The organism is Flavobacterium sp. (assembly GCF_044369455.1).
Lineage (GTDB): Bacteria > Bacteroidota > Bacteroidia > Flavobacteriales > Flavobacteriaceae > Flavobacterium.
The window spans coordinates 1-26,585 of record NZ_JBIPLW010000008.1 but is presented as its reverse complement, the minus strand read 5'-3'; the positions used below and the strand labels follow the sequence as shown (position 1 = coordinate 26,585).

Here is a 26,585-nt window from a genome sequence, read left to right as displayed (position 1 = left end):
ATACTGAAATAAATTCAGCATAAATGAAAGACGACGAAGAAGATAACATCAACGAAGGCGAAACTAACGACGAGTTAAACGATTCTACAAATGATGATTCCATAGAAGAAGGTTTTGAAGACATCAAATCTTCTGGTAATCATTTCTATGAAAATGACGAAAACCCCGAAGACACCATTACCAAAGTTACCGGAATGTACAAGGATTGGTTTTTGGATTATGCTTCCTATGTAATTTTGGAGCGTGCCGTTCCAGCCATTGAAGATGGTTTCAAACCAGTGCAACGTCGTATCATGCATTCCATGAAAGAGTTGGATGATGGACGTTACAACAAGGTGGCAAACATTGTTGGTCACACCATGCAGTATCACCCGCATGGTGATGCGAGTATTGGTGATGCAATGGTGCAAATAGGGCAGAAGGATTTGATTATCGACATGCAAGGAAACTGGGGAAATATCCTCACTGGCGATAGTGCTGCGGCTTCCCGTTATATTGAAGCGCGTATTTCTAAATTTGGTCACGATGTGTTGTATTCTCCAAAAATCACCGAATGGGGAATGTCTTATGATGGTCGTCGAGCGGAACCCATAAACCTTCCGGTTAAGTTTCCGTTGTTGTTAGCTCAAGGTGCGGAAGGTATTGCAGTAGGTTTGTCAACCAAAATATTACCACACAATTTCAATGAATTAATCGATTGTTCGATTAAAGTCTTAAAAGGAAAACCATTTACTTTGTTACCCGATTTCCCAACGGCAGGTATTGCCGATGTTTCTAATTACAACGATGGTGTGCGTGGCGGTCGTGTGCGTGTGCGTGCAAAAATAGCACAATTAGACAAACAGACTTTAGTAATTACCCAAATTCCGTTTTCAACCAATACTTCAACGCTGATTGATAGTATCTTAAAAGCGAATGAAAAAGGAAAAATAAAAATCAAAAAAATTGAAGACAATACTGCCGCTGAGGTTGAGATTTTAATCCATCTTCCGCCGGGCGTTTCACCTGATAAAACTATTGATGCGTTGTATGCCTTTACCGCTTGTGAAACTTCTGTAGCGCCATTAGGTTGCGTCATTGAAAACCATAAACCGTTGTTTATTGGTGTTTCGGATATGTTGAAAATTTCCACTCACAGAACAGTTGATTTACTGAAACGTGAGCTTGAAATTCAGTTGGACGAACTCGAAAACAAATGGCATTTTGCTACACTTGAAAAGATTTTCATTCGTGAAGAAATGTACATCGATTTTAAATTGTATTCCGATAGAGAATCGCTTTATGTATATATGTACGATCGATTTAATCCTTTTTCTAAATCATTTGTACGCGAAATCAATGATGATGATTTGCAAAAACTGACACAAATTCCAATGATACGTATCACGCGCTTCGATTCGGATAAAGCAGACGACTCAATTTCGAAGTTAGAAGCCGAAATGGAAGAAGTAAAACATCATCTGAATACTATAATAGACTTTGCTATTGACTTTTTCCAAAAGCTAAAAGATAAATATGGCAAAGGCCGCGAGCGTCAAACCGAGTTGCGAAATTTTGACAATATAGAAGCAACAAAAGTAGCTTTACGAAATACCAAACTCTACGTAAATAGGGAAGAAGGCTTCTTTGGAACAGGTTTAAAGAAAGACGAATACGTTGCCGATTGTTCTGATATTGATGATGTGATTGTTTTCCTTAGAGACGGAAAAATAATGATATCCAAAGTCGATGATAAAAAATTTGTTGGCAAAGACATTATTCACATAGCCGTTTTTGATAAAAATGACAAGCGTACCATTTACAATATGATATATCGTGATGGTAAAAACGGTTCAACTTTTATCAAGCGTTTCAATGTTTCTGGAGTTACGCGTGATAAGTTTTATGATTTAACTCAAGAAAAAGCGGGCTCACAAGTCTTATATTTTTCGGCAAATCCGAATGGTGAAGCGGAAGTTATTACAATTTTATTACGACAAGCCGGAAGCATCAAGAAATTGAAATGGGACTTGAATTTTACCGATATAGCCATCAAAGGAAGAGCTTCACGTGGAAATACAGTTACCAAATATCCAATCAAGAAAATCGAATTAAAAGAAAAAGGAATTTCCACTTTACGACCAAGAAAAGTTTGGTTTGATGATACAGTTCAGCGTTTAAATGTAGATGGAAGAGGTGAGTTGCTTGGTGAATTTAGACCCAATGACCGATTGTTGCTCATCAATCAATCTGGGAAACTGAAAACCATTATACCGGAACTGACCACACATTTTGATGAAGATGTCGTCGTAATGGAAAAGTGGAATCCGAACAAACCAATTTCAGCTATTTATTACGACGGAGAAAAAGAGCGCTATTTCATTAAGCGTTTCTTAGTTGAAAACGAAAACAAAGAAGAAATCTTTATCACCGAACATGAAAAGTCACAATTGGAAATCGTTTCGACCGACTGGCGACCTATGGCTGAGATTGTTTTTGCTAAAGTAAAAGGAATTCAAAAAGATAATCAGACAATTAATTTAGAAGAATTTATAACGGTAAAAGGTATTAAAGCATTAGGAAACCAACTGACATCCGATAAGTTAAAACAGGTAAATCTTTTAGAATCCTTGCCGTATGAAGAGCCTGAACCGGCATCAGCAGAAGAAATAGAAGTCAATGAAGAAATTGATGTTTCAGATGATATACAAACTGAAACTGGTGATGATGGACAGATAACGTTGTCGTTGGAATAAAAAACAAAATAAGTGTAGTTGTAAAGTTTACTAGTTGATTTTATTTATTTATTTTTTTTTCTACTAACTCTGAAAATTCTTTTGAACCACTTGGTTTATCATTAGTTAAATCTGGTGGTACTATCGGTTCTTGAATTATATTTGTTCTTTTTTCTTTACTAACTGCATCTATTCTATTTTTTTCTTGTGGACCAGGAGCTGGAGCAAAACGTTCTATTGAATATTTAGCAATACTTCCATCAGACAATACCTCATCTGCGCGATTGGCACTAATAGTATATGAAAATGGTGTATTTGAAGTTCCGCCTTTTAATTCAATTACATCAAATCCGTTTTGAGTTTTATTAGTAACATATACACCTTCACAGTCACCTTCTAATTGAATAAATACACGTAAAGGATGTTTAGCATCTACAACGATATTCTTGACTAAAATTGGATCAATATCAATATGTATTTTTCCGTTTATTAATTGGCCTTGTCCAAAATCTTGAAATAGATTTTCGGGCGTTTCAGGACATGATAATGCAACATAATTATTTTTTAAATCTTTTACGATTGTATTAACTGTTCCTGTCCCAATAATTTTTCGAAGTCCGCCTGCACCTGAAACTTCTCGAACCCCAACATACGACCATGTCAAAGGTATGCCGGCATTTTGAACCTCAAAATAACCACCTGCACTAGCATTATCTCCATTTGTATTAGCGGTATTTAAGGGATTTGTAACTTCTGTAGTTGTTGCAAATCCAGCAACCCCAAATCGAGTTCCAGAAGCAGCGATCCCCGAACCTCTAGTCAAGTAAAATCCAGGAAGATTATTGCCTGCTCCTAAAACACCTGTTCCGTTAGCAGCATTTGTATTATAAAATTCACCTCCCATATTATTAATTGCGCCAGTCTGTCCGTATACTCCGGATCCTGCATTTGCATTACTAGGATTATTATTTATGCCTCTAATTCCATCACCAGTCCCTGAATTTTGTCCTTGCCATCCTGCTCCAGAGCTCGTTACAAATGAAATACCTCCTATTGCAGTATTTGATAATGCTTGAGCGTAAAATCCATGACCATTTCCAGTTGCTGCAAACGAATAACCTCGAACTCCTATAGAAGTTCCGGATGTTACTGTTCCTTGAGCTATTCCTAAAACCCCAACTGCTGTATTTGTTGTATAAGCCGCTGCAGAATTTATTCCATAAATGCCAATTCCAGCAACTGAACTAGTTTGTCCATATAATCCATAAGATGCGCCAGTAAGGGCAGTATTAAAACCTGCAACTCCCTTACCGGTTGGAGATGAAACAGTACCATTTACACCCCGAGAATCACCAGTAGTAGCCGTATTTTGACCTGCAACACCAATAGCAATTCCAGTCCCAGTGGGAATGGTATTGTTAACTCCAAATACACCATAACTAGAAGTAGTTGTTGCTGTAGAAGCACCACTCAACAAACCAAAGACTCCAACACCATTATTATCATTAGCACTATTACTTTCACCATAGATGCCAATACCACCTGAACCAACATAACCATTGATAGAAGAATTTCCTAATGCGTTTAAGCTACCTGGAAAACCAGATCCATAAACAGAAAAAACATCATTTGAAAAAGGGGTTGAATTATTAAAACTAGCTTGTCCAAAAGATAAAAATCGCATACGTTCATTTATTGCAGCATTGCCGTCTGTTTTAATTATAAAATCTTGTGTGTCGTTAGTTCCAATGAAATTCGTACCAGCGGATGTTCCAGCGTTACCATTAGTTGCCCAGCCAGTATTATTTCCAGTAGAAATTCGAATCCATAAAGTTCCATTCCAATAATAAAATCCTGGTGTAACCGCATTAGCTCCTGCAGCTGAAGTAAATGTATTGTATACAATTTCAGATTCTGTTGGAGTGATTATTGTTGCAACATCAGTAGCAGCCAACGCGACTCTTGGAATTAGGATGCCATCATTTGTAGAGGTAACGTCGAGGGAACCTTGAGGATTAGTAGTATTAACTCCAACTTGAGCATTACAATCGAATACTAAAAATATAAGAAAAAGTATTAAACAAAATTGTGAACCAATCATTAATCTTCTCATAATACTATTTTAGTAATCATTAAAACTATCAAATTTAGATTAAATTAATTAATCATTATTTCGAGTTTATAAATGATAACGTTATCTTAATAATAGTATTTACAAGAGAATAAACTTGAATTTTATTTATTAATTAATCAAATCATCATCAATTAATTTTTTATCCACAATTTCGCTGTTATGAAGTTTAACAGCATTTTTACTTTTCTTCATTCTCAAATTCAAAAATTCTACAAAAAGTGAGAAGAAAATTGCGAAATATAAATAACCTTTTGGTATACTAGTTACCTCGACATCATTACCAAAACGGAAATGGGCTAAATGAGAACCTTCGGCTAAAAGCATTACTCCAATTAAGATTAAGAAAGACAAACCGAGAATTTGTATTGTTGGATGTTCGTTGACAAATTTTGAAACTGGTCCGGCAAAAATCATCATGATTACAATGGAAATAACTACCGATAAAATCATAATGAGCAACGCACCTTCATAACCAAAGCCACCTTCGCTAGGTTCTTTCATACTCACCATTCCAACAGCGGTTAAAATACTATCAAAAGAGAAGACAATATTTAACAAGGCAATTTGAATAATCGCTTGTGACAAACTATTACTCGCTTTTCCTGAAGTTCCTTCTTCTTCGCCTTCTAGTTTATGATGAATTTCGGATACTGATTTGTATAAAAGAAATAAACCTCCACCAAAAATAATCAAACTTTGTCCAGTAACATGGGCTTCAAAGAATCCCCAATCAATAGAAAATAACGTGTCTTGCAAGCTTAACACCCAAGTAATCCCGAACAATAAAATTATTCTGAACAACATTGCCAATAACAATCCGATTCTTCTTGCTTTGGGTTGATCTTCCGCTTTTAATTTTCCTGAAACTATAGATAAAAAAACAATATTATCAATCCCAAGTATGATTTCCAAAAAGGTTAATGTAAGTAATGCGATAAGTGCATTTGGCGTAAATAATAGTTCCATTAGAATATGTTGAGTTTAATGTTTATGGTATTAATCAATTTTTGTTACCGTGCCACGTTGCTTTTGATTGCTTCCGACAAATGAATATTCAAAAGTATAGCTATTCTTTTCAGTAAACAAAATTTTTATACTTATAGCTTTTTCTTCTTTCATCGATTTTGGATGCAGTTTTTGCAGAATAAATTCACAATCATTTACCCAACGAACACTAGCAGTATCGGTTTTTCCGTTGTAGGTTTCTATTTGGAGTTTTTCTGTTCGAATAAATGTTGATGTGTTTTTTTTACCATTAATATTTTGAGTAAATTCAAACTTACCCGTTCTGAAATCGGTGCAATTGCGCTCGTGGTCATTGCAGGAGATCAGGGAAAGCAAACTTGAGAAGCAAACTACAGTTTTTAGAACACTAAATCGAACAATATTGCTTTTTGATATTGACATTGTTATTGTAATTTTTTTAATTCATCATCCGTAAAATTCTTAATACTTTTTTCTTTGCCAAATTTATCAGCGTTATAACTATTCGATTTGTTCTTTGGAATTGAAAGTGACTCCCATTCGGTTTGCTTCAGCATTTTGGCATAAAATACAATTTGACCAATGTGATACGGATAATGCGCCAACTGACGGTTTATAGCTTCAATCACAGTATGGCCTTCGTTCCGAATGTAGATAATAGTTTCTAATTGTTCTGGTTTTAATAAGTCTAAAGTCTCAAAAAAACAATCCCAACCTTTGTTCCAAAGTTGTATCAGTTCTTCTTCGGTATTGATGCTTTCCTCGAATTCCGCATCACGATTCCGCCATTCTTTTTCTCCATCGGTAGTTAAAAAATCGGTCCAACGAGAAAGCATGTTCCCTGATAGGTGTTGCATGATAACGGCAATAGAATTGCTATCGTCATTAGCACTAACAAAAAGCTGCTTTGGTTCGATTTGTTCAATGGCTTTATCTGCAATAGTTTTATAGTAAAGAAATTGCTTTTTTACACTCTGGAGGTAATTGCTATTTATCATGATTAAATAGTGAATCTGTTAACGCTTTAATTCCTTGAAACATATAATAAACTGCCAATAAACAAAGTACAATTCCAATTCCCAAAACCAAATAATGCCACACATTTTGCTTATTGATAAACGCATTATAAATAACGCTAGGTCCAATAAACATCAATGGCAATGCATAAAGCATATACTTAATTCCTTTTTCTAAAAGTTTTTTATTGTCTGTCATTTTAAAATTGTATTTGAAACCCAAAACCATTTTGGTTGACAACCGCATTAAGGTCGAAATCATTTGAACTCGAATTCTTAAGTCCTTCATTATAAGACGAAACCGCTTCTTTCATTTTTTTTGCTCTACCTGAAAGTATCGGAATCGATACGGCTACCATTCCCAAACCTGCATAAGTAAGTGCTGTTGGGTATTTTGCATCCGAAAACAAACCAATTGCCAAATCAACAACCGTCATCGTTGAACCCAATCCTAGTAAAGCTCCACCTAAAGTTTCTTTGGTCTTTGCCTGATTATATTGTTTCATTGAATGTAGATTCGTTGCAAATATCTTTTTCATTTGATAACTAGGAATTTGAATGTTATCGATATAAAATCTGCCATTCTCTAATTTGATTGGTTGTGGCGTGTCTTATTCAAATGGATTACTTTGCGAAAAGGCTGAAAGTCCGATGAGTATTGTGAATGTAACAAGTAATGTTTTCATAGATCTAATTTTTTTACAAAGATTTTTTTTCCCAATGATCAACTGCTTTTCTTACACTTCCAAATTCTCTGAGTAATTCTGATGCAGTTGGATAATCAACCGAAATTTCACTCATAATCATTTTAACACCTCGATCAACTAATTTATCATTGCTTAGTTGCATATCGACCATTTTGTTTCCTTTCACTTTTCCGAGTTGAATCATCGTTGCAGTCGAAATCATGTTCAATACCAATTTCTGCGCGGTTCCAGCTTTCATTCGGGAACTTCCTGTTACGAATTCTGGTCCAACAACAACAACAACTGGAAATTTGGCTATCAAAGCAATTGGACTTCCTGCGTTGCAAGTGATACATCCTGTGATGATATTGTTTTCAATGCATTTTTCTAATCCGCCAATTACATAAGGAGTTGTTCCAGAAGCGGCAATACCAATCACGACGTCATTTTCTCCTATGTTATGTTCTTGTAAATCTATCCACGCTTGTGTAGTATTGTCTTCTGCTTTTTCAACAGCACGACGAATAGCTTTGTCGCCACCAGCAATGATTCCGTTAACCAAATCAAACGGAACTCCAAATGTTGGTGGACACTCAGAAGCATCAACAATTCCCAAGCGACCCGATGTACCAGCACCAATATAAAAAAGTCGACCGCCAAGTTTCATTTTTTCAACCAATTTAGCAACTAAAGCTTCAATTTGAGATAATGCTTTTTCAATGGCAAGTGGAACCGTTTTATCTTCTTTATTGATATTGGATAATAAATCGAATATCGACATTTGTTCTAAATGTTCGTAGCTAGAGGATTGTTCAGTGGTTTTAGTAAAGTTCATTTTTTATCTTAAAACGTGATGTGCCAGCACAGTTTGTACATCGTATACATTTACGGATTTATTAAATTGTTTTATGATACTAGGATTTGTTTCGCTAGAAACCCAAATTTTTAATTCAGCTTCTAAATCAAAAGTTCCAGCAGTTTCAATACTAAATCTTGAAATACTTTTATAGATAATTGATTTGTATTCCATTTTACTTCCTGTTATACCTTGTTTTTCAATTAGAATTAATCTTTTGTTAGTGAAAATAAAAGTATCTCTAATTAGTTTAAATCCCAATTCAATAGTTTCGCCTTCAATAAGTAATTTACCATAATCTTTTATTAAAGTTTCCTGATTAACAGTACCAGCATTTCCGAGTAAAGCTGAAAATATTCCCATGTTAATTTATATTATATTTCTTTTTCCAAATCTACAAAAAACTCGCCAATACAATTCCCAAAATTATCATGGATACTTTGGCTATATTAAATTTATGTCCTTCACTACTTTCAAAGATAATCGTAGAGGATATGTGAAACAAGATTCCAATAACAACTGCGGTTATTTGAGTATAATAATCATTGAGTATTGGTACGTTGTCAGATACTAATGTACCCAATGGCGTCATCACTGCAAAAGTGAGCATAAAGAAAAATAACGCCATTTTATTGAGTTCAGCGTTAAGGAAAAACGTTGTTAAAATAATTGCAATAGGCAAATGATGAATAGCTATACCATAGGCCAAATCATGATGATGTTCCACCGGAAAACCTTCTAAAAACGCATGGATACATAAACTGATAAACAACAACCATGGCATTTTGGTCATTTTATCATGACCGTGAACATGACCATGTTCGGCGCCTTTGGAAAAAAATTCTAGTATAATTTGGAATAATATTCCACACATGATATAAATTCCAACACTTTTGTTGTGGCTTTCATAAACATCGGGTAGTAAATGCATTACCGTTAGTGATAATAAAAACGAACCGCTAAACGCCAATAGAAGCTTTAAATTTTGCTTTGCTTTTGGCTTAAGTAACAAGGCAATTAAATACCCTATAAGTACTGACAGTAAAGGCAATAAGTAATTCATTATTTGAACATCATTATTAAGCGTTCGCTCGTATTTTTATGAAACTTTTTCAGTTTATAATCTCCGTAAGTATCTAATAAATAAATCCCAGTTTCATTCATCATATTTTGAAAATCTTCTAAAGTATAGGCTCTCACTTTTTCTGTAAAATGAAAGGTTTCACCATTGTCTTCAAAATCAATTTCTTTAATGATAAATCCTTCAATAACAAATCGTTTAATATGAAACGTTATTCCGTCAACTTCTTTAGTTTCTTCTGGAATTAAATTCTCAATAACGTTTTGAGAATTCATAAAATCAATCACAGCAAAGCCATATTCTGAAAGGCTTTCTTTGATTGCAGTTAACGTTTTAATATCGTCTTCTCTATGTTCAAAATACCCAAAACTAGTAAACAAATTAAATATGGCGTCAAACTTTTCTTCAAAAGGTTCGCGTTTGTCATGCACTACAAAACGCAAGGTTTCATTCGCGTTTTTATTGGCTTCGGCAATACTGTTTTCAGACAAATCGGCACCTACAACGTCAAATCCGAGTTGATTTAAATAAATGGCATGTCGTCCTTTACCACAAGCTAAATCAAGCACTTTTGATTTCTCAGGCAAGTTTAAATAATGCGTTAAATTGTCCATAAAAACTTGTGCCTCACGGTAATTTCTGTCTTTGTAAAGTATGTGATAATAAGGTGTATCAAACCATGAGGAATACCAAGTTTTTGATTTAGCTCCGCTCAATTCGACCTTTTGACCTTGGGTGGAATTTGGTTGCGACGCAGTGGAATGAGATTTAGGATTTATGTAGTCTGACATTTATTCTTTTCAAATGGATTCTGAACGTGCAAATTTAATGTATTTTTGCGGAAGTAATTCCATATTTTAAATTTGAAACTTAGGATTTAAAATTTATTTGGAATTTGGAATTTGAAAATTGGCCCTTCGACTGCACTCAGGGTGACGAAATATAATTTATGGAGAATTTTAAAATGATTGGCAAAACCTTTTTTGGTTTTGAAGAAATATTAGCGAAGGAATTACAACAATTGGGCGCGCAAGATGTTGAAATTGGCACGCGTGCTGTGAGTTTTAAAGGCGATAAAGGTTTTATGTATAAAGCCAATTTATCATTGCGAACGGCTTTAAAAATACTAAAACCAATGTATTATTTTAAGGCTACAAATGATCAAAATTTATACAAAGGTATTCAGGGAATTGATTGGTCGAAATATATCGGCGAAAGTCAAACATTTGTAATCGATACTACAATTCATTCGGATAATTTTAAACACTCTCAGTTTGTTTCTCAGAAGGTAAAAGATGCCATTGTAGACCAATTTAGAGAAAAAACAGGACAACGACCAAGCGTCGATAAAGACTTTCCTGACCTACGGTTTAATATCCATATTGATCGAGATCAGTGTTCGGTTGCACTTGATACTTCTGGGGCTTCGTTGCATCACAGAGGATACAGAACCGCTACAAATATTGCTCCCATTAATGAAGTATTAGCTGCTGGAATGTTATTATTATCGGGCTGGGATGGAAGTAGTGATTTTTTAGATCCTATGTGTGGTTCCGGAACGCTGTTGGCAGAAGCGGCAATGATTGCTTGTAATATTCCCGCAAACATTAATAGAAAAGAATTTGCTTTCGAAAAATGGAGTGATTGGGATAACGATTTATTTGATCAAATCATTGATGCATTAATGAAACGCACCAAAGAATTTCACCATACCATAATTGGCTATGACAAAGCACCAAGTGCCGTTCAGAAAGCTAAAGACAATATTCAGAATGCCAACTTGGATGAATATGTGAGTATTATTCAAGGTGATTTTTTTGACAGTAAAAAGGAAAACACAGGTCCGTTGCACATGGTTTTTAATCCACCTTATGGCGAACGTTTAAATATTGAATTGGAACGTTTTTATAGAGAAATTGGAGATACGTTGAAAAATAACTATCCGAATACCAATGCCTGGTTTATTACTGCCAATTTAGAAGCATTGAAATTTGTTGGGTTACGACCTTCGCGAAAAATCAAGCTTTTTAATGGTAGTTTGGAAGCACGTTTGGTTAAATATGAAATGTATGAAGGCAGCAAAAAAGGAAAATATATGAATTTAGTGGAATAACTTATTTTCCTTTTTTATTTTCTTTCTCAAATAAGTTGATAATGTTTTTCACTTGGTTCGCATCAATACGTTTGGCTTTAATTACTTTATTTTTATCCAAGATATAAATTACAGGAGTAGAGTAGACATCATATTTTTCTATAGCATTATTATAATGTGCTCCATCATACACATTTATCCATGGTAATTGGTGTTCGGCTATGTATTTTAAATATTTTTCGCCTTCGTGTTGCATGTAAACGCTATATACTTTCACATCTTTCTTTTCTTTCAATAAATCATTGTATTGTTGCAATAATACTGGAATTTCTTTTTGACAATGACCACAATCAACATCCCAAAATATAAGAATTGTATAATCGGCTTTGACCTCACTAAGCTTTACATACATTTTACTCACCTGTGGCTCATTTTTATAATATACTTTAGTCATTTCCTCACTATTCTTTGCGTCTTCAAATCCCATAGCTTTCATTTTCTCAAAATCTTCAGCCTTAATCATGTACAAGTCTTGGGTAACAACACCAACTAAAAGTGGCTTTAATTTATCGGCACGTTTGATTATTTTTTTTACTATATCTGGATCATCATAAATTCCATCCGCTTTGCCAGTTTTAAAATAGTTGTCTGAAATATGAACAAATACTTTATCAAATCCCATAAGTTTTGTAGTCTCATACGTGTAGGTGAAATGCGCTAATAAATATTTATACAATAAGCTTGTTCGATTTGTTTTTTCTAAAAATTTATCTATTTCAACACTAACGCTATCTGGATGCTTTACCACAACCGATTCAAAATATTTTTTCACTTTATTATGAAAAAATGGATTGCGCATAGTGCCATCGTCTTTGAAATTAACATTATCCCAATAATGCTTTTTATAATAGTTAAAGGATTGAATGCTGTCAGGTCTGCCGTTTGAAGCTTTTGGAATTTCCTTTAGTATTTTTTCGACTTTCAAGTTCATGACATCTCCTATGAATGTCCCTTTGTGCGTTTCAACAAATTTTTCTTCAAAGTCGTTAATGCTTTTTTCTACATCTTTTTGCTTGTCATAAAATGACAGAGAATCTTTTTTTGTTTTTAATTCAGTACTTGATTTATAGCTTTGAAAATCAGTATTTTTTTGATTAATGAATTGAATGTATTTAAAAAATTCGTTTTCCAACGGAGAATTTAAAGCCACTAAATCTTTTCCTATATTGGCACTTGCTTCACTTTTTAGTTCCAATTTTTGGGTATTGTCATCGATAAAAAAATCAAAATAGATGGCTTTTTTTTGACTCACTAACGAATAAATCCCTTTGTCGAGTTTTGTTTTTCCTTTAAAAACTATTTTTCCATCCTTGATAGAAGTACAAGTATCTTTAATTAGTGTTTTGTCAAACTGATAATAAGTAAGATAAGCCAATGAATCAGGACAATTTTTTAGGTTGATGGTAATTTCATATCCTGATTGAGCAAATGAAAATAATGAAGAGAAACAAAACGCAATAGCAAAGAAAAATTTCTTCATAAAAACATTGAATTATATTAAATACTAATTTGAGTGTCAAAAATAATCTATTTGATAAATAAACAATGCGCTCTATTTTTAAAGTTTTCTTAAAATTGAAATTTATTTATTATAAATAAAGATCAAATAATTACGGATATAATCGACAAAAAACATACGTAATGTGATTTAAAGATTATTTTTTCCTTTAATCGATTATTATTTTTTGATTAAGTTAATGTTATTACGTTTGAATGGTATTTCAAACAAAAACATTTTTTAATTTATGAATAATATTTTCAATCCAATATACCGACAAGATTATTTACGAGGATATACTAATGGTTTAAATCCATATTTAGAAATACCCGACAATCAAAATGAAGCCCATATTAATGGATTCAATCAAGGGAGAACAGAATACGAAAGGATGAATGGGAAAATTATTCATGGAATCCCAAAATTAATAGTAACTAATAAAGTTTTAGAAGATTTTCTTTTAGCAGGTATGTTAGGTATTAGTATCAACGATGATGATTACAATGCATTTCAAATTGACGTAATATCAAAATGGTATCAAAGTGGCATTGAAAAATACAATCCAAATCAAAGCAGTTATCTTTTAGGAATTTTAGAAGAAAATGGTATAGAAATTATGTAGCTTGCTCCAATAGCAATTGCATCAGTACGCTGTGCAACCATCTATCAAACTTAAAGCCACTTTCTTTAATAATTCCCACTGTTTCAAATCCAAATTGCTCATGGAAATTTACGCTGCTTTGATTTTCTGAATCAATAACAGCAATCATAGTGTGCAATTTTTGTTTTTTTGCCAAATCAATTAAGCTTTGCAAAAGTATTTTTCCAATTCCTTTACCGTGTTCATTTGGCAGTACATAAACGGAATGTTCTACTGTAAACTTATAAGCTTCTCTAAATCTAAATTCGCTATAATAACCGAAGCCGACAACATGATTCTCTATAGTTGCAACAATTATTGGAAACCCTTTGGTTCGTTTTTCTTTAAAAATAGTTAGTTGCTGATCAACCGTTCGCAAATCATAATCATAGATTGCTGTTGAATTTAAAATATAATAATTGAGAATAGCAACGATTGATTTTGCATCACTTGCTTTATAGGGCCTGATTTTGATTTCCATTGGATAGAAATAAATTTGAAATTAAATAGAGCACTGCCAGTGGCAGTGAGGTAAGCAAATTTTAGTTTGCAATATAATAAAATTAAAAGTAATGGATTTTGATTGTATCTTTGCTATTCTTTAAAAAGAAACAATGATTTATCCTAAAATACCTTTAGCACAAAGCATTATCGAAATATGCCACGCTAAAGGAGTTCACGATATTATTATTTCACCAGGTTCTAGAAATGCGCCATTAACTATCGGATTTACTAATAATCCCAAGTTTAAATGTTACAGCATTGCAGACGAACGTTGTGCTGCTTTTTTTGCTTTAGGGATAGCACAGCAAACCCAAAAGCCAGTGGCTGTAGTATGTACTTCGGGTTCGGCATTACTCAATTATTATCCTGCATTGGCAGAAGCTTTTTACAGTCAAATTCCATTTATCGTTATTTCGGCAGACAGACCTGCAGATAAAATTGATATTGGCGATGGACAAACCATTCGTCAGGAAAATGTTTTTATCAATCATTCACTATACAATGCAAATCTTACCGAAGAAGCTTCAGAAGAAAATGATGTTTTTATTAATGAAGCCATTAATGTTGCTATTGCTCGAAAAGGTCCAGTTCATATTAACGTTCCATTTGAAGAACCTCTTTATGAAACCACCAATAAACTTTCCGTAGACATTAATGTAACTGGATTATATTCATCGCAACGATTAGTTAATGCAGATGACATCATTGCTTTTACAACTTTGTGGAATTACACTGCAAAAATTTTGATATTAGTTGGTGAATGCAAACCAAATACTGTTGAACCGGAATGGTTAGAAAAATTAGCCTCTTTGCCATCAGTAATTGTCATGACCGAAGCAACGTCTAACTTGCATCATCCGAGTTTTATCAACAATATAGATACACTTATTACGCCGTTTACAAATGCAGATTTTCTGAATTTGCAACCCAGAATTCTAATCACTTTTGGTGGAATGATAGTGTCTAAAAGAGTAAAAGCGTTCCTCAGAAAATACAAACCCAGACATCATTGGCATATAGATAATTGGAGAGCTTATGACACCTTTGGTATTTTGACTAAACATTTTCAAGTAACTCCAAACCAATTTTTTAAGCAATTTTTACCTTTTGTAAAAAATATTGATAGTGACTATAAAATGACTTTTAAAAAGATTCACTTTGAACGAAAAACAAAGCATAATCATTATCTTTCTTCTGTTTTATTTTCAGATTTAAAAGCATTCGAAATTATATTGGCAACATTACCTAAAGATTGTCAATTGCAAATTAGTAATAGTTCGGCCGTTCGTTATGCACAATTATTTGCAATTGATGAGTCTATTGAAGTTTTTTGTAATCGTGGTACTAGCGGAATTGATGGTAGTACTTCAACTGCCATTGGAGCAGCAGTTGGAAGCCAAAAGCCAACAGTTTTAATTACAGGAGATGTTGGTTTTTTATATGATAGTAATGCGCTTTGGAACAATTACATCCCTAAAAATTTTAAAATTATTTTGATTAATAATGGAGGAGGAGGCATCTTCAGAATATTGCCCGGACATAAAGAAAATGAAACTTTTAATACCTATTTCGAAACATCACATTGCTTAACGGCTGAACATTTAGCCAAAATGTATCTATTTGATTATGCCATTGCAAGTGATTTTTCTTCATTGAAAAATGGATTAATAAAATTGTACCAGCAAAATGAAAGACCGATGATACTGGAAGTTTTTACGCCAACCCGCGAGAATAACAAACAATTGTTAAACTATTTTAAAGCATTAGTATAAAATATATCTTTACTTAAACTGAATTACCTGTGAGTCAAACCAATAAATTAAAAATATTCAACGACCCTATATATGGTTTTATTACCATTCCCAATTCATTGATTTATGATTTAATTCAGCATCCTTATTTTCAAAGATTGCGGCGTATTTCTCAAATGGGTTTGTCGTATCTGGTTTATCCTGGTGCTCATCATACCCGTTTTCATCATGCTCTTGGTGCGATGCATATGATGCAGAAAGCCGTCGAAGTACTGCGTTTTAAGGAAGTGATTATTTCAAAAGAAGAAGAAAACGCTTTATACATTGCGATACTTTTACACGACATAGGTCATGGTCCTTTTTCGCATGCTATGGAACACAGTATCGTAGAAGAAGTTAATCATGAACAAATATCCTTGTTGTTTATGACTAAACTCAATGAAGAATTTAATGGTCAACTACGTTTAGCTATACAAGTTTTTAAAGGAGAATATCACCGAAAATTTATGTTGCAATTAATATCCAGTCAATTAGATATGGATAGAATGGATTATTTAAAGCGTGATAGTTTTTATTCGGGTGTAGCCGAAGGAAATATCAATTCAGACCGATTGATTCAGATGTTTAATGTCATGAATGATGTTTTGGTAATGGAAGAAAAAGGCATTTATTCTATTGAAAAATTCTTAATGGCACGACGATTAATGTATTGGCAAGCCTATTTACACAAGACCAGTTTAGTAGCCGAATTGACATTGACCAAAGCACTTCAAAGGGCCAAAGAGTTGCTTCGAAAAGGAATTAAAATAGAATGCAGCCGTCCATTAAAGTATTTTATGGAACATAATGTTACTCTTGAAAAGTTTTATAATTCCGATTTAGATACTTTTGCTCAATTAGATGATTATGATATTATTAGTGCTTTAAAAGAATGGCAGTATCATGATGATTTTATATTGAGTAGTTTGAGTAAAATGATTATTAATAGAGATTTATCTAAAGTTAAACTCAATAGCGAAAAGTTTCCAGCTGAAGTTTTAGAGGAAATGACAGCTCGTTTTGTTAAAAAACACCAAATCAGCCAACAAGAAGCTAAATATTTTATATTTAGGGGAAAGATAAAAAACCAAGCGTATAGCAAAGATGCAGAACCAATTCGGATTTTAAAGAAAGATAAAACCATAGAGGATGTAGTGGAAGCTTCGGATCAACTAAATTTAAAAGCATTATCGAAACCCGTTACTAAATATTATATTTGTTATCCAAAACAACTTGAAGAAATTTAACTTTAAAATTGATTTTTTTATACTTTTGTCGAGATGAAACAAGCAACACTTATTTTTAATATATCAAGCCAAATTGATGCTGCGTTCCATCTTATACCAATGAAAAATATTTTCTAATAAGATGAAATTTACAGCAGCTCAAATAGCAGGAATACTTGAAGGAAAAGTGGTTGGAAACCCTAATGCCGAAGTATTCAAATTGGCTAAGATTGAAGAAGGCACGGAAGGTTCGCTAACATTTTTAGCGAATCCTAAATACGCTAACTTCATCTATTCAACCGCTGCAACTATTACCATCGTTAATGAGGATTTTATTCCAGAGAGTGAATTAACTACAACTCTAATAAAAGTTCAAGATGCTTATTCTTCTTTTTCAAAATTATTAGAATATTACAATCAAGTAAAATTAATGAAATCAGGAATTGAACAACCATCAGTGATTTCAGAAAATGTAACTTACGGTAAACACCTTTACTTGGGTAGTTTCAGTTATGTCGGAAAAAACGTTACTATAGGTAACAATGTAAAAATATATCCTAACTGTTTTATCGGAGACAATGTTTTTATTGGGGATAATTGTATATTCTTTGCAGGGGTAAAAATATATTCTGAAACAGAAATAGGTAGCGATTGTAATTTTCATTCCGGTTGTGTTGTAGGTTCTGACGGTTTTGGTTTCGCACCAACCGAAGAAGGAACGTTTAACAAAATTCCACAAATTGGAAATGTAGTCATTGAAGATAATGTTGAAATAGGAGCTAACACTACTATTGATAGAGCCACTTTAGGTACAACTTTTATCCGAAAAGGGGTAAAACTAGACAATCATATTCAAGTTGCTCATAATGTAGAAATTGGTGAAAATACTGTAATTGCAGCGCAAACTGGCATTGCAGGGTCAACAAAAATTGGGAGTAATTGTTTAATTGGTGGACAAGTAGGTATTGCCGGACATTTAATTATTGGTAATAATGTTCGTGTACAAGCACAATCTGGAATAGGCAAAAATATTTCAGACGGTGAAACAATTCAAGGTTCACCCGCATTTAATTATGGCGATTATAGCAAATCGTATGTTCATTTTAAAAACTTGCCTAAAATTGTAAACGAAATAGAAGAATTAAAAAATAATACTAATAGAAATAAATAGCATAACAATGGTTAAACAAAAAACCATCCAAAACGAGATTTCATTAACTGGTGTTGGACTTCATACAGGAAAAGAAGTTAAAATGACTTTTAGACCGGCGCCAATTAATAATGGATATAGTTTTGTTCGAGTAGATTTAGAAGGTTCTCCTGTTATAGAAGCTGATGCGAATTATGTCGTTAATACACAACGTGGTACCAATCTTGAGAAATTAGGGGTTAAAATCCAAACTTCAGAGCATGTTTTAGCTGCATTTGTAGGTTGTGATGTTGATAATGTCATTATAGAACTAAACGAATCGGAACCACCAATTATGGATGGTTCTTCAAAGTTTTTTGTTGAAGCCATCGAGAAAGCAGGCATTGCCGAACAAGATGCAGAACGTAATTACTATATTGTTAAAGAAGTAATTTCTTTTATGGATGAAGCTACGGGTAGTGAAATTTTACTTATGCCATCTGAAGAATATCAAGTAACTACTATGGTAGATTTTGGGACTAAAGTGTTAGGCACTCAAAATGCTACAATGAAAAGTATATCAGAGTTTAAATCTGAAATTGCTGACGCTAGAACATTTAGTTTTCTGCATGAATTAGAAACATTGTTGGATAACGGATTAATTAAAGGAGGCGACTTAAACAATGCTATTGTTTATGTTGACAAAGAAATTTCACCAAAAACTATCGAAAATTTAAAGGTTGCTTTCGGTAAAGATTCTATTTCTGTTAAACCAAATGGTATTCTTGATAACCTGACGTTGCATTATCCTAATGAAGCTGCACGACACAAATTACTAGATGTTATTGGTGATTTAGCGTTGGTTGGGACCCGAATTAAAGGAAAAGTTATTGCTAACAAACCTGGACATTTTGTAAACACACAGTTTGCTAAAAAATTGTCAAAGATTATTAAAATTGAACAAAGAAATCAAGTTCCAGTTTATGATTTAAATTTGGAGCCATTAATGGATATTCATAAAATCATGAGTATCTTACCGCATCGACCACCGTTTTTATTTATTGACAGAATCATAGAAATGTCAGACAGTCATGTGGTTGGAATGAAAAATGTTACCATGAATGAAGGTTTTTTTGTGGGTCATTTTCCAGAAGCTCCAGTCATGCCGGGCGTTATTATTGTAGAAGCCATGGCGCAAACAGGAGGTATTTTAGTTTTAAGTACAGTTCCAGATCCCGAAAATTACTTAACCTTTTTTATGAAAATTGATAAAGTAAAGTTTAAATACAAAGTCCTTCCCGGAGATACTTTGATATTTAAATGTGAATTAATTACACCAATAAGAAGAGGAATATGTCACATGCAAGCTAAAGCGTATGCTAACGGAAAGTTAGTTGCGGAAGCTGAATTAATGGCGCAAATAGCAAGAAAACAATAATTAAGATGTTTGTAGTTTATAGTTTGTGGTTTATTGTTAAAGAACTGCATACAACGAACGATAAACCAAACCCGAGGTGCAGCCGAATCGTATGGAGCGCAGCGGAATAAAACATAAAATATATGAATCAACCTTTAGCATACGTACATCCAGGAGCAAAAATTGCCAAAAATGTAGTGATTGAACCCTTTACTACAATTCATAATAATGTTGTAATTGGTGACGGAACCTGGATAGGGTCCAATGTAACCATAATGGAAGGCGCACGCATTGGAAAAAATTGCAACATCTTTCCAGGAGCAGTAATTTCTGCTGTGCCACAAGATTTAAAATTTGGTGGAGAAGAATCACTTGCGGTAATTGGCGATAACGTTACTATTAGAGAATGTGTCACGATTAACCGCGGCACTATTGCTTCAGGCCAAACGAAGATTGGAAACAATTGTTTGATTATGGCAACGGCACACATCGCACACGATTGTCATATTGGTGATAGCGCTATTATTGTAAATGGTGTGGCTTTGGCCGGACATGTAATTGTTGGAAATTATGCTATTATTGGTGGTTTAGCAGCGGTTCATCAATTTATTCATATTGGTGATCATGCTATGGTTTCTGGAGGATCATTAGTACGTAAAGATGTGCCGCCCTATACCAAAGCTGCCAAAGAACCAGTATCTTACGTAGGAATTAATTCTGTTGGATTAAGACGAAGAGGATTTACTTCAGAAAAAATTAGAGAAATACAAGATATATATAGAATTCTGTATCAAAAAAATTATAATACCTCTCAAGCGATGGGAATTATAGAAGGCGAGATGGCTGTTTCACCCGAACGTGATGAAATTCTTGATTTTATTCGAAATTCATCAAGAGGGATCATGAAAGGATATTCGGGGTCGTATTAAAAGTTTAAAGTTGTTTAAAGTTTAAGAGTTTAAAATTGTTTGGGCTGATTTTTTAAAATACATTAAACAACGTTAAACAACATTAAACAACTTTAAACAATTTTAAACAATTTTAAACAATTTTAAACAATAATAAACAACAATAAAATGGCATCTACATCAGATATTAGAAACGGATTATGCATCAAATTCAATCACGATATTTATAAAATAATCGAATTCCTGCACGTAAAACCCGGAAAAGGACCAGCTTTCGTAAGAACCAAATTGAAAAGTTTAACTAATGGAAAGGTGTTAGACAATACATTTTCTGCAGGTCATAAAATTGATACCGTTCGAGTTGAAACGCAGAATTTTCAATATTTATATGCCGAAGGCAATCAATTTCATTTTATGAATGTCGAGTCATATGAACAAATAACTTTGGATAAAAATATCCTAGACGCTCCCGATTTATTAAAAGAAGGAACTAATGTAATGGTTCAAATTAATACCGAAACCGACTTACCACTTTCTGTTGATATGCCAGCTTCTATTGTGCTAGAGGTTACTTACGCAGAGCCTGGCGTAAAAGGAAATACAGCCACCAATGCCACTAAGTCAGCAAAAGTTGAAACCGGAGCTTCTGTAAATGTCCCTTTGTTTATCAATGAAGGAGATAAAATCAAAATTGATGCAGCAACTGGTTCTTATATGGAACGCGTTAAGGAATAGTTTACAGTCACACACTTTACAGTCACAGTATTGTGGCTTTGAATACTGCGACTGCGACTGAACACTATAGAAAATGAAATTCCCAAGAATACATACACTTAAAGAAATCGCCTCCATCATCGGATGCCAATATGTTGGCGCTGATGATTTTCCTGTTGAGGGCATGAACGAAATTCATGTGGTTACTCCCGGAGATATTGTTTTTGTAGATCATCCAAAATACTATGACAAAGCATTGCAATCTGCTGCAACTATTGTTTTGATTAATAAAGAAGTGAATTGTCCCGAAGGAAAAGCGCTGTTGATTTCTGATGATCCATTTCGAGATTTTAATAAACTAACCAAACATTTTCGTCCATTTGTGGCTTCTAATGTTGCCATTTCTAATTCCGCATCAATTGGTGAGGGTTCATTAATTCAACCCAATTGTTTTATTGGTCACAACGTTACTATTGGTAAAAATTGTTTGCTTCACGCGAATGTAATTGTTTATGATAATACAGTAATTGGCGACAATGTAATAATCCATTCGGGAACCATACTTGGTGCTGATGCTTTTTATTATAAAAAACGTGCCGAAGGTTTTGATCAATTACTTTCAGGTGGAAGAGTAATAATAGAAGACAACGTAGGAATAGGTGCAGCTTGTACCATTGACAAAGGTGTTACAGGCGATACAACTATAGGTGCCGGAACTAAAATTGATAATCAAGTTCATGTTGGACATGATACAGTAATAGGAAAAAAATGCTTGATTGCTGCACAAACCGGAATTGCGGGTTGCGTAATCATTGAAGATGAAGTAACACTTTGGGGACAAGTTGGAACCACCAGCGGAATAACTATAGGAGCTAAAGCTGTGGTGCTAGGACAAACTGGAGTAAGTAAATCAATTGAAGGCGGAAAAACGTATTCGGGTACGCCTATTGATGAAGCAAGAGAAAAAATGAAACAGTTTGCTTATCTTAAAAAAATACCAGAAATTTTAAACAAACTAAAATAAATATGAGCGCTAAAGAAATCGTTCAAAATTTTTACAAATCAGATGTGCTTTTAGATTCAGAAAAAGTTAGTGCCTTTTTACATCCAGATGTTGTCCTAGAATGGCATAGTAGTAAAGGATATCATAAATTAAAGTACAATCAAATTATTGATTTAAGTAAAGAATTGAGCAAAGCATATATTCGCTCCAAAGCCAGAATAAGTCATATTTTAGTTAAAGGAAATATGGTTTCTGTTCGTTATGCGCATTATATAAAAACAATTGAAAATCCAAGAGAAGAAATGTTGTTGGCCCACTTTATGGTGATTTGGGAATTGAAAGACAATAAATTATATCGCGGTTTTCAAATGAGTCAGTTATAAAAGGTTGCTGGTTTCGAGTTCCGGGTTTTAGGTTGTCAATAAAATTTACAAAAAACTGAACAGTAAATAGGGAACACTGAACACTTTTTTCTACTTTTGCATCACTAAAAATAAATACAAAATAAATTAATCAATAGAATCTGACACGAGCTTCGCGACTGAAAAAGTAAACAAGTTCAGATTAAAAAAAAACATAAACATGAGCGTTTTAGTTAATAAAAATTCAAAAATAATTGTTCAAGGATTTACAGGTAGCGAAGGAACTTTTCATGCTACACAAATGATTGAATATGGTACCAATGTTGTTGGTGGCGTTACACCGGGTAAAGGCGGAACCACTCATTTAGACCGTCCAGTTTTCAATACAGTGAAAGATGCTGTAAAACAAGCGGGTGCCGATACTACTATTATTTTTGTTCCACCAGCTTTTGCAGCCGATGCCATTATGGAAGCTGCCGAAGCTGGAATAAAAGTTATTATTTGTATTACAGAAGGTATTCCTGTAGCGGATATGATTAAAGCGTATGAATATATCAAAGAAAGAGATTGCCGTTTAATAGGGCCAAACTGTCCGGGAGTCATAACTCCAGATGAAGCTAAAGTGGGTATTATGCCCGGCTTTGTGTTCAAAAAAGGAACTGTTGGAATTGTTTCTAAATCAGGGACATTGACCTATGAAGCAGCTGATCAAGTGGTAAAACAAGGAATGGGTATTACCACTGCTATTGGAATTGGTGGCGACCCAATTATTGGAACAACTACTAAAGAAGCGGTTGAATTGTTAATGAATGATCCAGAAACGAAATGTATCGTAATGATTGGTGAAATTGGTGGACAATTAGAAGCCGATGCGGCCAAATGGATTAAAGCCGATGGTAACCGCAAACCAGTTGTAGGTTTCATTGCTGGCGAAACCGCTCCAAAAGGAAGAACTATGGGTCATGCTGGTGCTATTGTTGGTGGTGCTGATGATACTGCCGAAGCTAAAAAAAGAATTATGCGTGAGAACGGAATTCACGTAGTAGATTCTCCTGCAGAAATTGGTAAAAAAGTAAAAGAAGTGATGGGATAATTTAATCCGTTACTATATTATATAAAAAGAAAGCTTCGAGAAATCGGAGCTTTTTTTGTCGGATATAAAAGAACGTGTACTGCCCAAGTTGGTAAGGGTTTTAATATAGATAGATTACGTTGGCAAAGCTAAAAAAAAATTATTTTTTACAATACTTTTGTATATCTTTGAAAATCAAATTAGTTATGATGATGAAACTTAACACACTTTTAGTTATTGCCCTGATTGGTTTTACAGGAAACGCCCAAATTGTTAACATTCCGGATGCGAATTTTAAGGCGAAATTGTTGGAGGCAAGCCCAACTAGTAATATCGCTTTAAATTCGATAGGGGTTAGGATAAAAATAGATACAAATAGTAATGGTGAAATAGAGCTGAGCGAAGCCTTGGCTGTGAGCGGTCTAGATATAGCAAACTCAAATATTACAACTTTAACAGGAATAGAATATTTCACAAACCTTTTTATTTTGATTGCTCCAAATAATCAATTAACAACATTTACTCAAAACGGTTTACCAAATCTAATCACCTTGCGGCTACAAAACAACAATCTAAATTCAATCAATTTTTCTGGCTACAGTTCTATTCGAGAATTGTTGTTAATGAATAATCAATTATCGTCATTATCCGTGAGTAATTTTTATAATTTAGAACAACTAGACTGTACATCAAATCAATTAATAGGCGTTGATTTAACAGGGTGCAACAGATTATGGCAGATCATTTTGTCAAATAACCAACTCACAACTATTGCAATACCTCCTTTTACAGACAATGCAAATACTTTAGCGATGTATCAGGGAATTTATTTAGATAATAACTTATTTGAAAATTTAACGTCACCAAATTATACTGTGGTAAAATTTAGTTGTTCTAATAACCCAAATTTACGCTATTTAAATTTGAAAGAGAGTTCTTATGAAGATCCTGCCGCCACTGGTGATTATTTTAATATGATTTTCCCATTTGCCAATTGCTCACAGTTAGAATATGTCTGTGTACGAGATACTGATGTTGAAGTGACGCAAAATATGATAAATAATTATGGCTATAACGACTGCCATGTCAATTCGTATTGTAGTTTCACTCCCGGAGGCGTCTCATATATTATTCAAGGAAACAACCGTTATGATAGTGATAACAGTGGTTGTGATTCAAATGATATTGGTTATCCAAATTTTAAATGTTCCATTACTAATGGTACCAATACAGGAACTTTTATTGCAAACAATACAGGTTCATATAGTATTCCGGTTGGAGTAGGAACTCATTCTATAGTTCCAATTATAGAAAACCCAGCTTATTTCAATGTCTCTCCAACGGCAGCGAGCGTTACGTTTCCAACCACAGCCAGCCCATTTACTCAAAATTTTTGCATTACTGCCAACGGAGTAAAAAATGATTTAGAGGTTACAATTATTCCAATAGAAGTAGTACGTCCTGGTTTTGATGCAACCTATAAAATCATCTATAAAAACAAAGGAAATCAAGTGGCAAATGGTTCGTTGAGTTTTAATTTTGATGATGCAGTTATGGATTTGGTAACAGCATCTCCTATTGTTAATGCTACAGGAACAAATAGTTTGAGTTGGAATTATGCTAATTTACTTCCGTTTGAAACTAGAGTAATCAACTTGACTTTTAACATCAACTCTCCAATGGAAACTCCGGCGGTAAATGGAGGTGACTTTTTATTATATAACGCAACAATAATTGGTGCTACTGATGAAACACCCAATGATAACACCTTTACTTTAAATCAAACAGTTGTGAATTCATTTGACCCTAATGACAAAACCTGTCTTGAAGGCACAACCGTCACACCCAATATGGTGGGTCAATATGTTCATTATGTTATCCGTTTTGAAAACACAGGGACAGCTAATGCTGAAAATATTGTCATAAAAGATATGATTGATACGACTAAGTTTGATATTGCTTCCATAGTTCCACAAAGCAGTAGCCATAATTTTATTACTAGAATTACCAACTCAAACAAAGTAGAATTCATCTTTGAAAACATCAATCTACCGTTTGATGATGCCAATAACGATGGCTATGTAGCGTTTAAAATTAAAACCAAACCTACTTTAGTTTTGGGAGACACGTTCTCCAATAGTGCTAATATTTATTTTGATTATAATTTCCCGATTCTGACAAATACTGCTACAACAACAGTGACAGCATTAGGAACTCAAGATTTTGCTTTTGAAAATTATTTCACTGTATATCCTAATCCTGCGAAAGATGTTTTGCATCTTGAAACCAAAGCTGAAATAGGAGTGAAGGAATTGAATATATACAACATTTTAGGACAAATGGTACTAGTAGTTACTAATCCAGAAAATAATGCAAGCATTGATGTCACGAACTTAAAAACAGGAACGTATTTTATAAAAGTTACTACGGATTTAGGAACGGCGAATGCTAAGTTTATTAGGGAATAGCTAATAATCGCGTTTAGTGTCTCCTGCTGAAATTGGTAAAAAAGTGAAAGAGGTGATGGGGTAACCCTCACTTTTTATAAATACTAATGCCCCACGTTTTCATGGGGCATTTTTTTTGGTTGAACAGTTGAAAAAAAATAGAAATTTAACCCTCTGTCATGTCCTAAAATACGTTGACCATTTTTAGGTTATTAATTAAATCAAAAATACGGATTTGTAATCGGAACATTG

General features: G+C 33.7%; 25 protein-coding genes. 13 read left to right on the top strand and 12 right to left on the bottom strand.

Going from position 1 to position 26,585, the window contains the following annotated elements:
* The first annotated feature begins 23 nt into the window (after positions 1-23).
* Entirely contained in the window at positions 24-2,735 is a 2,712-nt protein-coding gene (locus ACIQ2L_RS09060; protein ID WP_396157966.1) for a DNA gyrase/topoisomerase IV subunit A, read from the top strand.
* 40 nt (positions 2,736-2,775) lie between these two features.
* Here ACIQ2L_RS09060 and ACIQ2L_RS09055 read toward each other — a convergent pair whose 3' ends face one another.
* The 10 genes from ACIQ2L_RS09055 to ACIQ2L_RS09010 all read right to left on the bottom strand — a co-directional run bounded on the left by ACIQ2L_RS09055 (position 2,776) and on the right by ACIQ2L_RS09010 (position 10,262).
* Positions 2,776-4,827, bottom strand: a complete 2,052-nt coding sequence (locus ACIQ2L_RS09055; protein WP_396157962.1) for a hypothetical protein — start codon at positions 4,825-4,827, stop codon at positions 2,776-2,778.
* A 129-nt stretch (positions 4,828-4,956) separates the two neighbouring features.
* Entirely contained in the window at positions 4,957-5,814 is an 858-nt protein-coding gene (locus ACIQ2L_RS09050; protein WP_396157960.1) for a TerC family protein, read from the bottom strand.
* Positions 5,815-5,844: 30 nt separating this feature from the next.
* Positions 5,845-6,255, bottom strand: coding sequence for a DNA topoisomerase IV (locus ACIQ2L_RS09045; protein ID WP_396157958.1), 411 nt, complete (start codon positions 6,253-6,255; stop codon positions 5,845-5,847).
* A gap of 2 nt (positions 6,256-6,257) precedes the next feature.
* Complete coding sequence (locus ACIQ2L_RS09040) at positions 6,258-6,830, bottom strand: DUF1572 family protein (RefSeq protein ID WP_396157956.1); 573 nt, start codon at positions 6,828-6,830, stop codon at positions 6,258-6,260.
* Positions 6,820-7,047: a DUF6095 family protein gene (locus tag ACIQ2L_RS09035; protein ID WP_396157954.1), complete on the bottom strand. Its 228-nt coding sequence runs from the start codon at positions 7,045-7,047 to the stop codon at positions 6,820-6,822. Before ACIQ2L_RS09035 ends, ACIQ2L_RS09040 begins: the two co-directional genes overlap by 11 nt.
* 1 nt (position 7,048) lies before the next feature.
* Positions 7,049-7,387, bottom strand: coding sequence for a hypothetical protein (locus tag ACIQ2L_RS09030; protein ID WP_396157952.1), 339 nt, complete (start codon positions 7,385-7,387; stop codon positions 7,049-7,051).
* A 160-nt stretch (positions 7,388-7,547) separates the two neighbouring features.
* Complete coding sequence (gene murQ, locus ACIQ2L_RS09025; protein ID WP_396157950.1) at positions 7,548-8,369, bottom strand: N-acetylmuramic acid 6-phosphate etherase; 822 nt, start codon at positions 8,367-8,369, stop codon at positions 7,548-7,550.
* Positions 8,370-8,372: 3 nt separating this feature from the next.
* Positions 8,373-8,753 (bottom strand): PH domain-containing protein, encoded by a 381-nt coding sequence (locus ACIQ2L_RS09020; protein ID WP_396157948.1) that lies wholly within the window; start codon positions 8,751-8,753, stop codon positions 8,373-8,375.
* A 31-nt stretch (positions 8,754-8,784) separates the two neighbouring features.
* Positions 8,785-9,453 (bottom strand): ZIP family metal transporter, encoded by a 669-nt coding sequence (locus ACIQ2L_RS09015; RefSeq protein WP_396157945.1) that lies wholly within the window; start codon positions 9,451-9,453, stop codon positions 8,785-8,787.
* A complete protein-coding gene (locus ACIQ2L_RS09010) occupies positions 9,453-10,262 on the bottom strand; it encodes a class I SAM-dependent methyltransferase (protein ID WP_396157942.1) in 810 nt (269 codons plus the stop codon). The genes ACIQ2L_RS09015 and ACIQ2L_RS09010 overlap by 1 nt, the downstream gene beginning before the upstream one ends.
* Before the next feature lie 158 nt (positions 10,263-10,420).
* Between ACIQ2L_RS09010 and ACIQ2L_RS09005 the strand changes: the two genes are divergently transcribed.
* On the top strand, positions 10,421-11,584 hold the full coding sequence (locus ACIQ2L_RS09005; protein WP_396157940.1) for a class I SAM-dependent RNA methyltransferase: 1,164 nt from the start codon (positions 10,421-10,423) through the stop codon (positions 11,582-11,584).
* A gap of 1 nt (position 11,585) precedes the next feature.
* Here ACIQ2L_RS09005 and ACIQ2L_RS09000 read toward each other — a convergent pair whose 3' ends face one another.
* On the bottom strand, positions 11,586-13,103 hold the full coding sequence (locus tag ACIQ2L_RS09000; protein ID WP_396157938.1) for a thioredoxin-like domain-containing protein: 1,518 nt from the start codon (positions 13,101-13,103) through the stop codon (positions 11,586-11,588).
* Between the two features lie 265 nt (positions 13,104-13,368).
* Between ACIQ2L_RS09000 and ACIQ2L_RS08995 the strand changes: the two genes are divergently transcribed.
* Positions 13,369-13,743, top strand: coding sequence for a hypothetical protein (locus ACIQ2L_RS08995; protein WP_396157936.1), 375 nt, complete (start codon positions 13,369-13,371; stop codon positions 13,741-13,743).
* Here the strand turns inward: ACIQ2L_RS08995 and ACIQ2L_RS08990 are convergent.
* A complete protein-coding gene (locus tag ACIQ2L_RS08990; RefSeq protein ID WP_396157933.1) occupies positions 13,736-14,242 on the bottom strand; it encodes a GNAT family N-acetyltransferase in 507 nt (168 codons plus the stop codon). The two genes, ACIQ2L_RS08995 and ACIQ2L_RS08990, sit on opposite strands and share 8 nt — an antisense overlap.
* Before the next feature lie 133 nt (positions 14,243-14,375).
* On the opposite strand from ACIQ2L_RS08990, the gene menD reads away from it, so the two are divergent.
* The 10 genes from menD to ACIQ2L_RS08940 all read left to right on the top strand — a co-directional run bounded on the left by menD (position 14,376) and on the right by ACIQ2L_RS08940 (position 26,354).
* Positions 14,376-16,037: a 2-succinyl-5-enolpyruvyl-6-hydroxy-3-cyclohexene-1-carboxylic-acid synthase gene (menD, locus tag ACIQ2L_RS08985; protein WP_396157931.1), complete on the top strand. Its 1,662-nt coding sequence runs from the start codon at positions 14,376-14,378 to the stop codon at positions 16,035-16,037.
* A 29-nt stretch (positions 16,038-16,066) separates the two neighbouring features.
* Positions 16,067-17,302, top strand: coding sequence for an HD domain-containing protein (locus ACIQ2L_RS08980; RefSeq protein ID WP_396157929.1), 1,236 nt, complete (start codon positions 16,067-16,069; stop codon positions 17,300-17,302).
* Between the two features lie 121 nt (positions 17,303-17,423).
* A complete protein-coding gene (lpxD, locus tag ACIQ2L_RS08975) occupies positions 17,424-18,452 on the top strand; it encodes a UDP-3-O-(3-hydroxymyristoyl)glucosamine N-acyltransferase (protein ID WP_396157926.1) in 1,029 nt (342 codons plus the stop codon).
* A gap of 7 nt (positions 18,453-18,459) precedes the next feature.
* Entirely contained in the window at positions 18,460-19,848 is a 1,389-nt protein-coding gene (locus ACIQ2L_RS08970) for a bifunctional UDP-3-O-[3-hydroxymyristoyl] N-acetylglucosamine deacetylase/3-hydroxyacyl-ACP dehydratase (protein WP_396157924.1), read from the top strand.
* A gap of 122 nt (positions 19,849-19,970) precedes the next feature.
* On the top strand, positions 19,971-20,756 hold the full coding sequence (gene lpxA / locus ACIQ2L_RS08965) for an acyl-ACP--UDP-N-acetylglucosamine O-acyltransferase (RefSeq protein WP_396157922.1): 786 nt from the start codon (positions 19,971-19,973) through the stop codon (positions 20,754-20,756).
* 147 nt (positions 20,757-20,903) lie between these two features.
* Positions 20,904-21,470 carry an elongation factor P gene (gene efp / locus ACIQ2L_RS08960; RefSeq protein ID WP_396157920.1) on the top strand — a complete coding sequence of 189 codons (567 nt, stop codon included), beginning with the start codon at positions 20,904-20,906 and terminating at the stop codon, positions 21,468-21,470.
* Positions 21,471-21,543: 73 nt separating this feature from the next.
* Positions 21,544-22,473, top strand: coding sequence for a UDP-3-O-(3-hydroxymyristoyl)glucosamine N-acyltransferase (locus tag ACIQ2L_RS08955; RefSeq protein ID WP_396157918.1), 930 nt, complete (start codon positions 21,544-21,546; stop codon positions 22,471-22,473).
* Positions 22,474-22,475: 2 nt separating this feature from the next.
* Complete coding sequence (locus ACIQ2L_RS08950; RefSeq protein ID WP_396157916.1) at positions 22,476-22,835, top strand: nuclear transport factor 2 family protein; 360 nt, start codon at positions 22,476-22,478, stop codon at positions 22,833-22,835.
* 199 nt (positions 22,836-23,034) lie between these two features.
* Complete coding sequence (gene sucD / locus ACIQ2L_RS08945; protein ID WP_396157914.1) at positions 23,035-23,907, top strand: succinate--CoA ligase subunit alpha; 873 nt, start codon at positions 23,035-23,037, stop codon at positions 23,905-23,907.
* Between the two features lie 167 nt (positions 23,908-24,074).
* Positions 24,075-26,354: a T9SS type A sorting domain-containing protein gene (locus tag ACIQ2L_RS08940; RefSeq protein WP_396157912.1), complete on the top strand. Its 2,280-nt coding sequence runs from the start codon at positions 24,075-24,077 to the stop codon at positions 26,352-26,354.
* Positions 26,355-26,585: the final 231 nt, after the last annotated feature.

What these genes read in the sequence shown, in the direction of transcription:
- ACIQ2L_RS09000 (WP_396157938.1), bottom strand. Translation starts at nt 13,103, where the DNA reads ATGAAGAAATTTTTCTTTGCTATTGCGTTTTGTTTCTCTTCATTATTT.
- ACIQ2L_RS09030 (WP_396157952.1), bottom strand. Translation starts at nt 7,387, where the DNA reads ATGAAAAAGATATTTGCAACGAATCTACATTCAATGAAACAATATAAT.
- lpxD (WP_396157926.1), top strand. Translation starts at nt 17,424, where the DNA reads ATGAAATTTACAGCAGCTCAAATAGCAGGAATACTTGAAGGAAAAGTG.
- ACIQ2L_RS08955 (WP_396157918.1), top strand. Translation starts at nt 21,544, where the DNA reads ATGAAATTCCCAAGAATACATACACTTAAAGAAATCGCCTCCATCATC.
- ACIQ2L_RS08950 (WP_396157916.1), top strand. Translation starts at nt 22,476, where the DNA reads ATGAGCGCTAAAGAAATCGTTCAAAATTTTTACAAATCAGATGTGCTT.
- ACIQ2L_RS08995 (WP_396157936.1), top strand. Translation starts at nt 13,369, where the DNA reads ATGAATAATATTTTCAATCCAATATACCGACAAGATTATTTACGAGGA.
- ACIQ2L_RS09035 (WP_396157954.1), bottom strand. Translation starts at nt 7,047, where the DNA reads ATGACAGACAATAAAAAACTTTTAGAAAAAGGAATTAAGTATATGCTT.
- ACIQ2L_RS09015 (WP_396157945.1), bottom strand. Translation starts at nt 9,453, where the DNA reads ATGAATTACTTATTGCCTTTACTGTCAGTACTTATAGGGTATTTAATT.
- ACIQ2L_RS09060 (WP_396157966.1), top strand. Translation starts at nt 24, where the DNA reads ATGAAAGACGACGAAGAAGATAACATCAACGAAGGCGAAACTAACGAC.
- ACIQ2L_RS09055 (WP_396157962.1), bottom strand. Translation starts at nt 4,827, where the DNA reads ATGAGAAGATTAATGATTGGTTCACAATTTTGTTTAATACTTTTTCTT.
- ACIQ2L_RS09005 (WP_396157940.1), top strand. Translation starts at nt 10,421, where the DNA reads ATGGAGAATTTTAAAATGATTGGCAAAACCTTTTTTGGTTTTGAAGAA.
- ACIQ2L_RS09050 (WP_396157960.1), bottom strand. Translation starts at nt 5,814, where the DNA reads ATGGAACTATTATTTACGCCAAATGCACTTATCGCATTACTTACATTA.
- menD (WP_396157931.1), top strand. Translation starts at nt 14,376, where the DNA reads ATGATTTATCCTAAAATACCTTTAGCACAAAGCATTATCGAAATATGC.
- efp (WP_396157920.1), top strand. Translation starts at nt 20,904, where the DNA reads ATGGCATCTACATCAGATATTAGAAACGGATTATGCATCAAATTCAAT.
- sucD (WP_396157914.1), top strand. Translation starts at nt 23,035, where the DNA reads ATGAGCGTTTTAGTTAATAAAAATTCAAAAATAATTGTTCAAGGATTT.
- lpxA (WP_396157922.1), top strand. Translation starts at nt 19,971, where the DNA reads ATGAATCAACCTTTAGCATACGTACATCCAGGAGCAAAAATTGCCAAA.
- ACIQ2L_RS08970 (WP_396157924.1), top strand. Translation starts at nt 18,460, where the DNA reads ATGGTTAAACAAAAAACCATCCAAAACGAGATTTCATTAACTGGTGTT.
- ACIQ2L_RS09040 (WP_396157956.1), bottom strand. Translation starts at nt 6,830, where the DNA reads ATGATAAATAGCAATTACCTCCAGAGTGTAAAAAAGCAATTTCTTTAC.
- ACIQ2L_RS09010 (WP_396157942.1), bottom strand. Translation starts at nt 10,262, where the DNA reads ATGTCAGACTACATAAATCCTAAATCTCATTCCACTGCGTCGCAACCA.
- ACIQ2L_RS09045 (WP_396157958.1), bottom strand. Translation starts at nt 6,255, where the DNA reads ATGTCAATATCAAAAAGCAATATTGTTCGATTTAGTGTTCTAAAAACT.
- murQ (WP_396157950.1), bottom strand. Translation starts at nt 8,369, where the DNA reads ATGAACTTTACTAAAACCACTGAACAATCCTCTAGCTACGAACATTTA.
- ACIQ2L_RS09020 (WP_396157948.1), bottom strand. Translation starts at nt 8,753, where the DNA reads ATGGGAATATTTTCAGCTTTACTCGGAAATGCTGGTACTGTTAATCAG.
- ACIQ2L_RS08990 (WP_396157933.1), bottom strand. Translation starts at nt 14,242, where the DNA reads ATGGAAATCAAAATCAGGCCCTATAAAGCAAGTGATGCAAAATCAATC.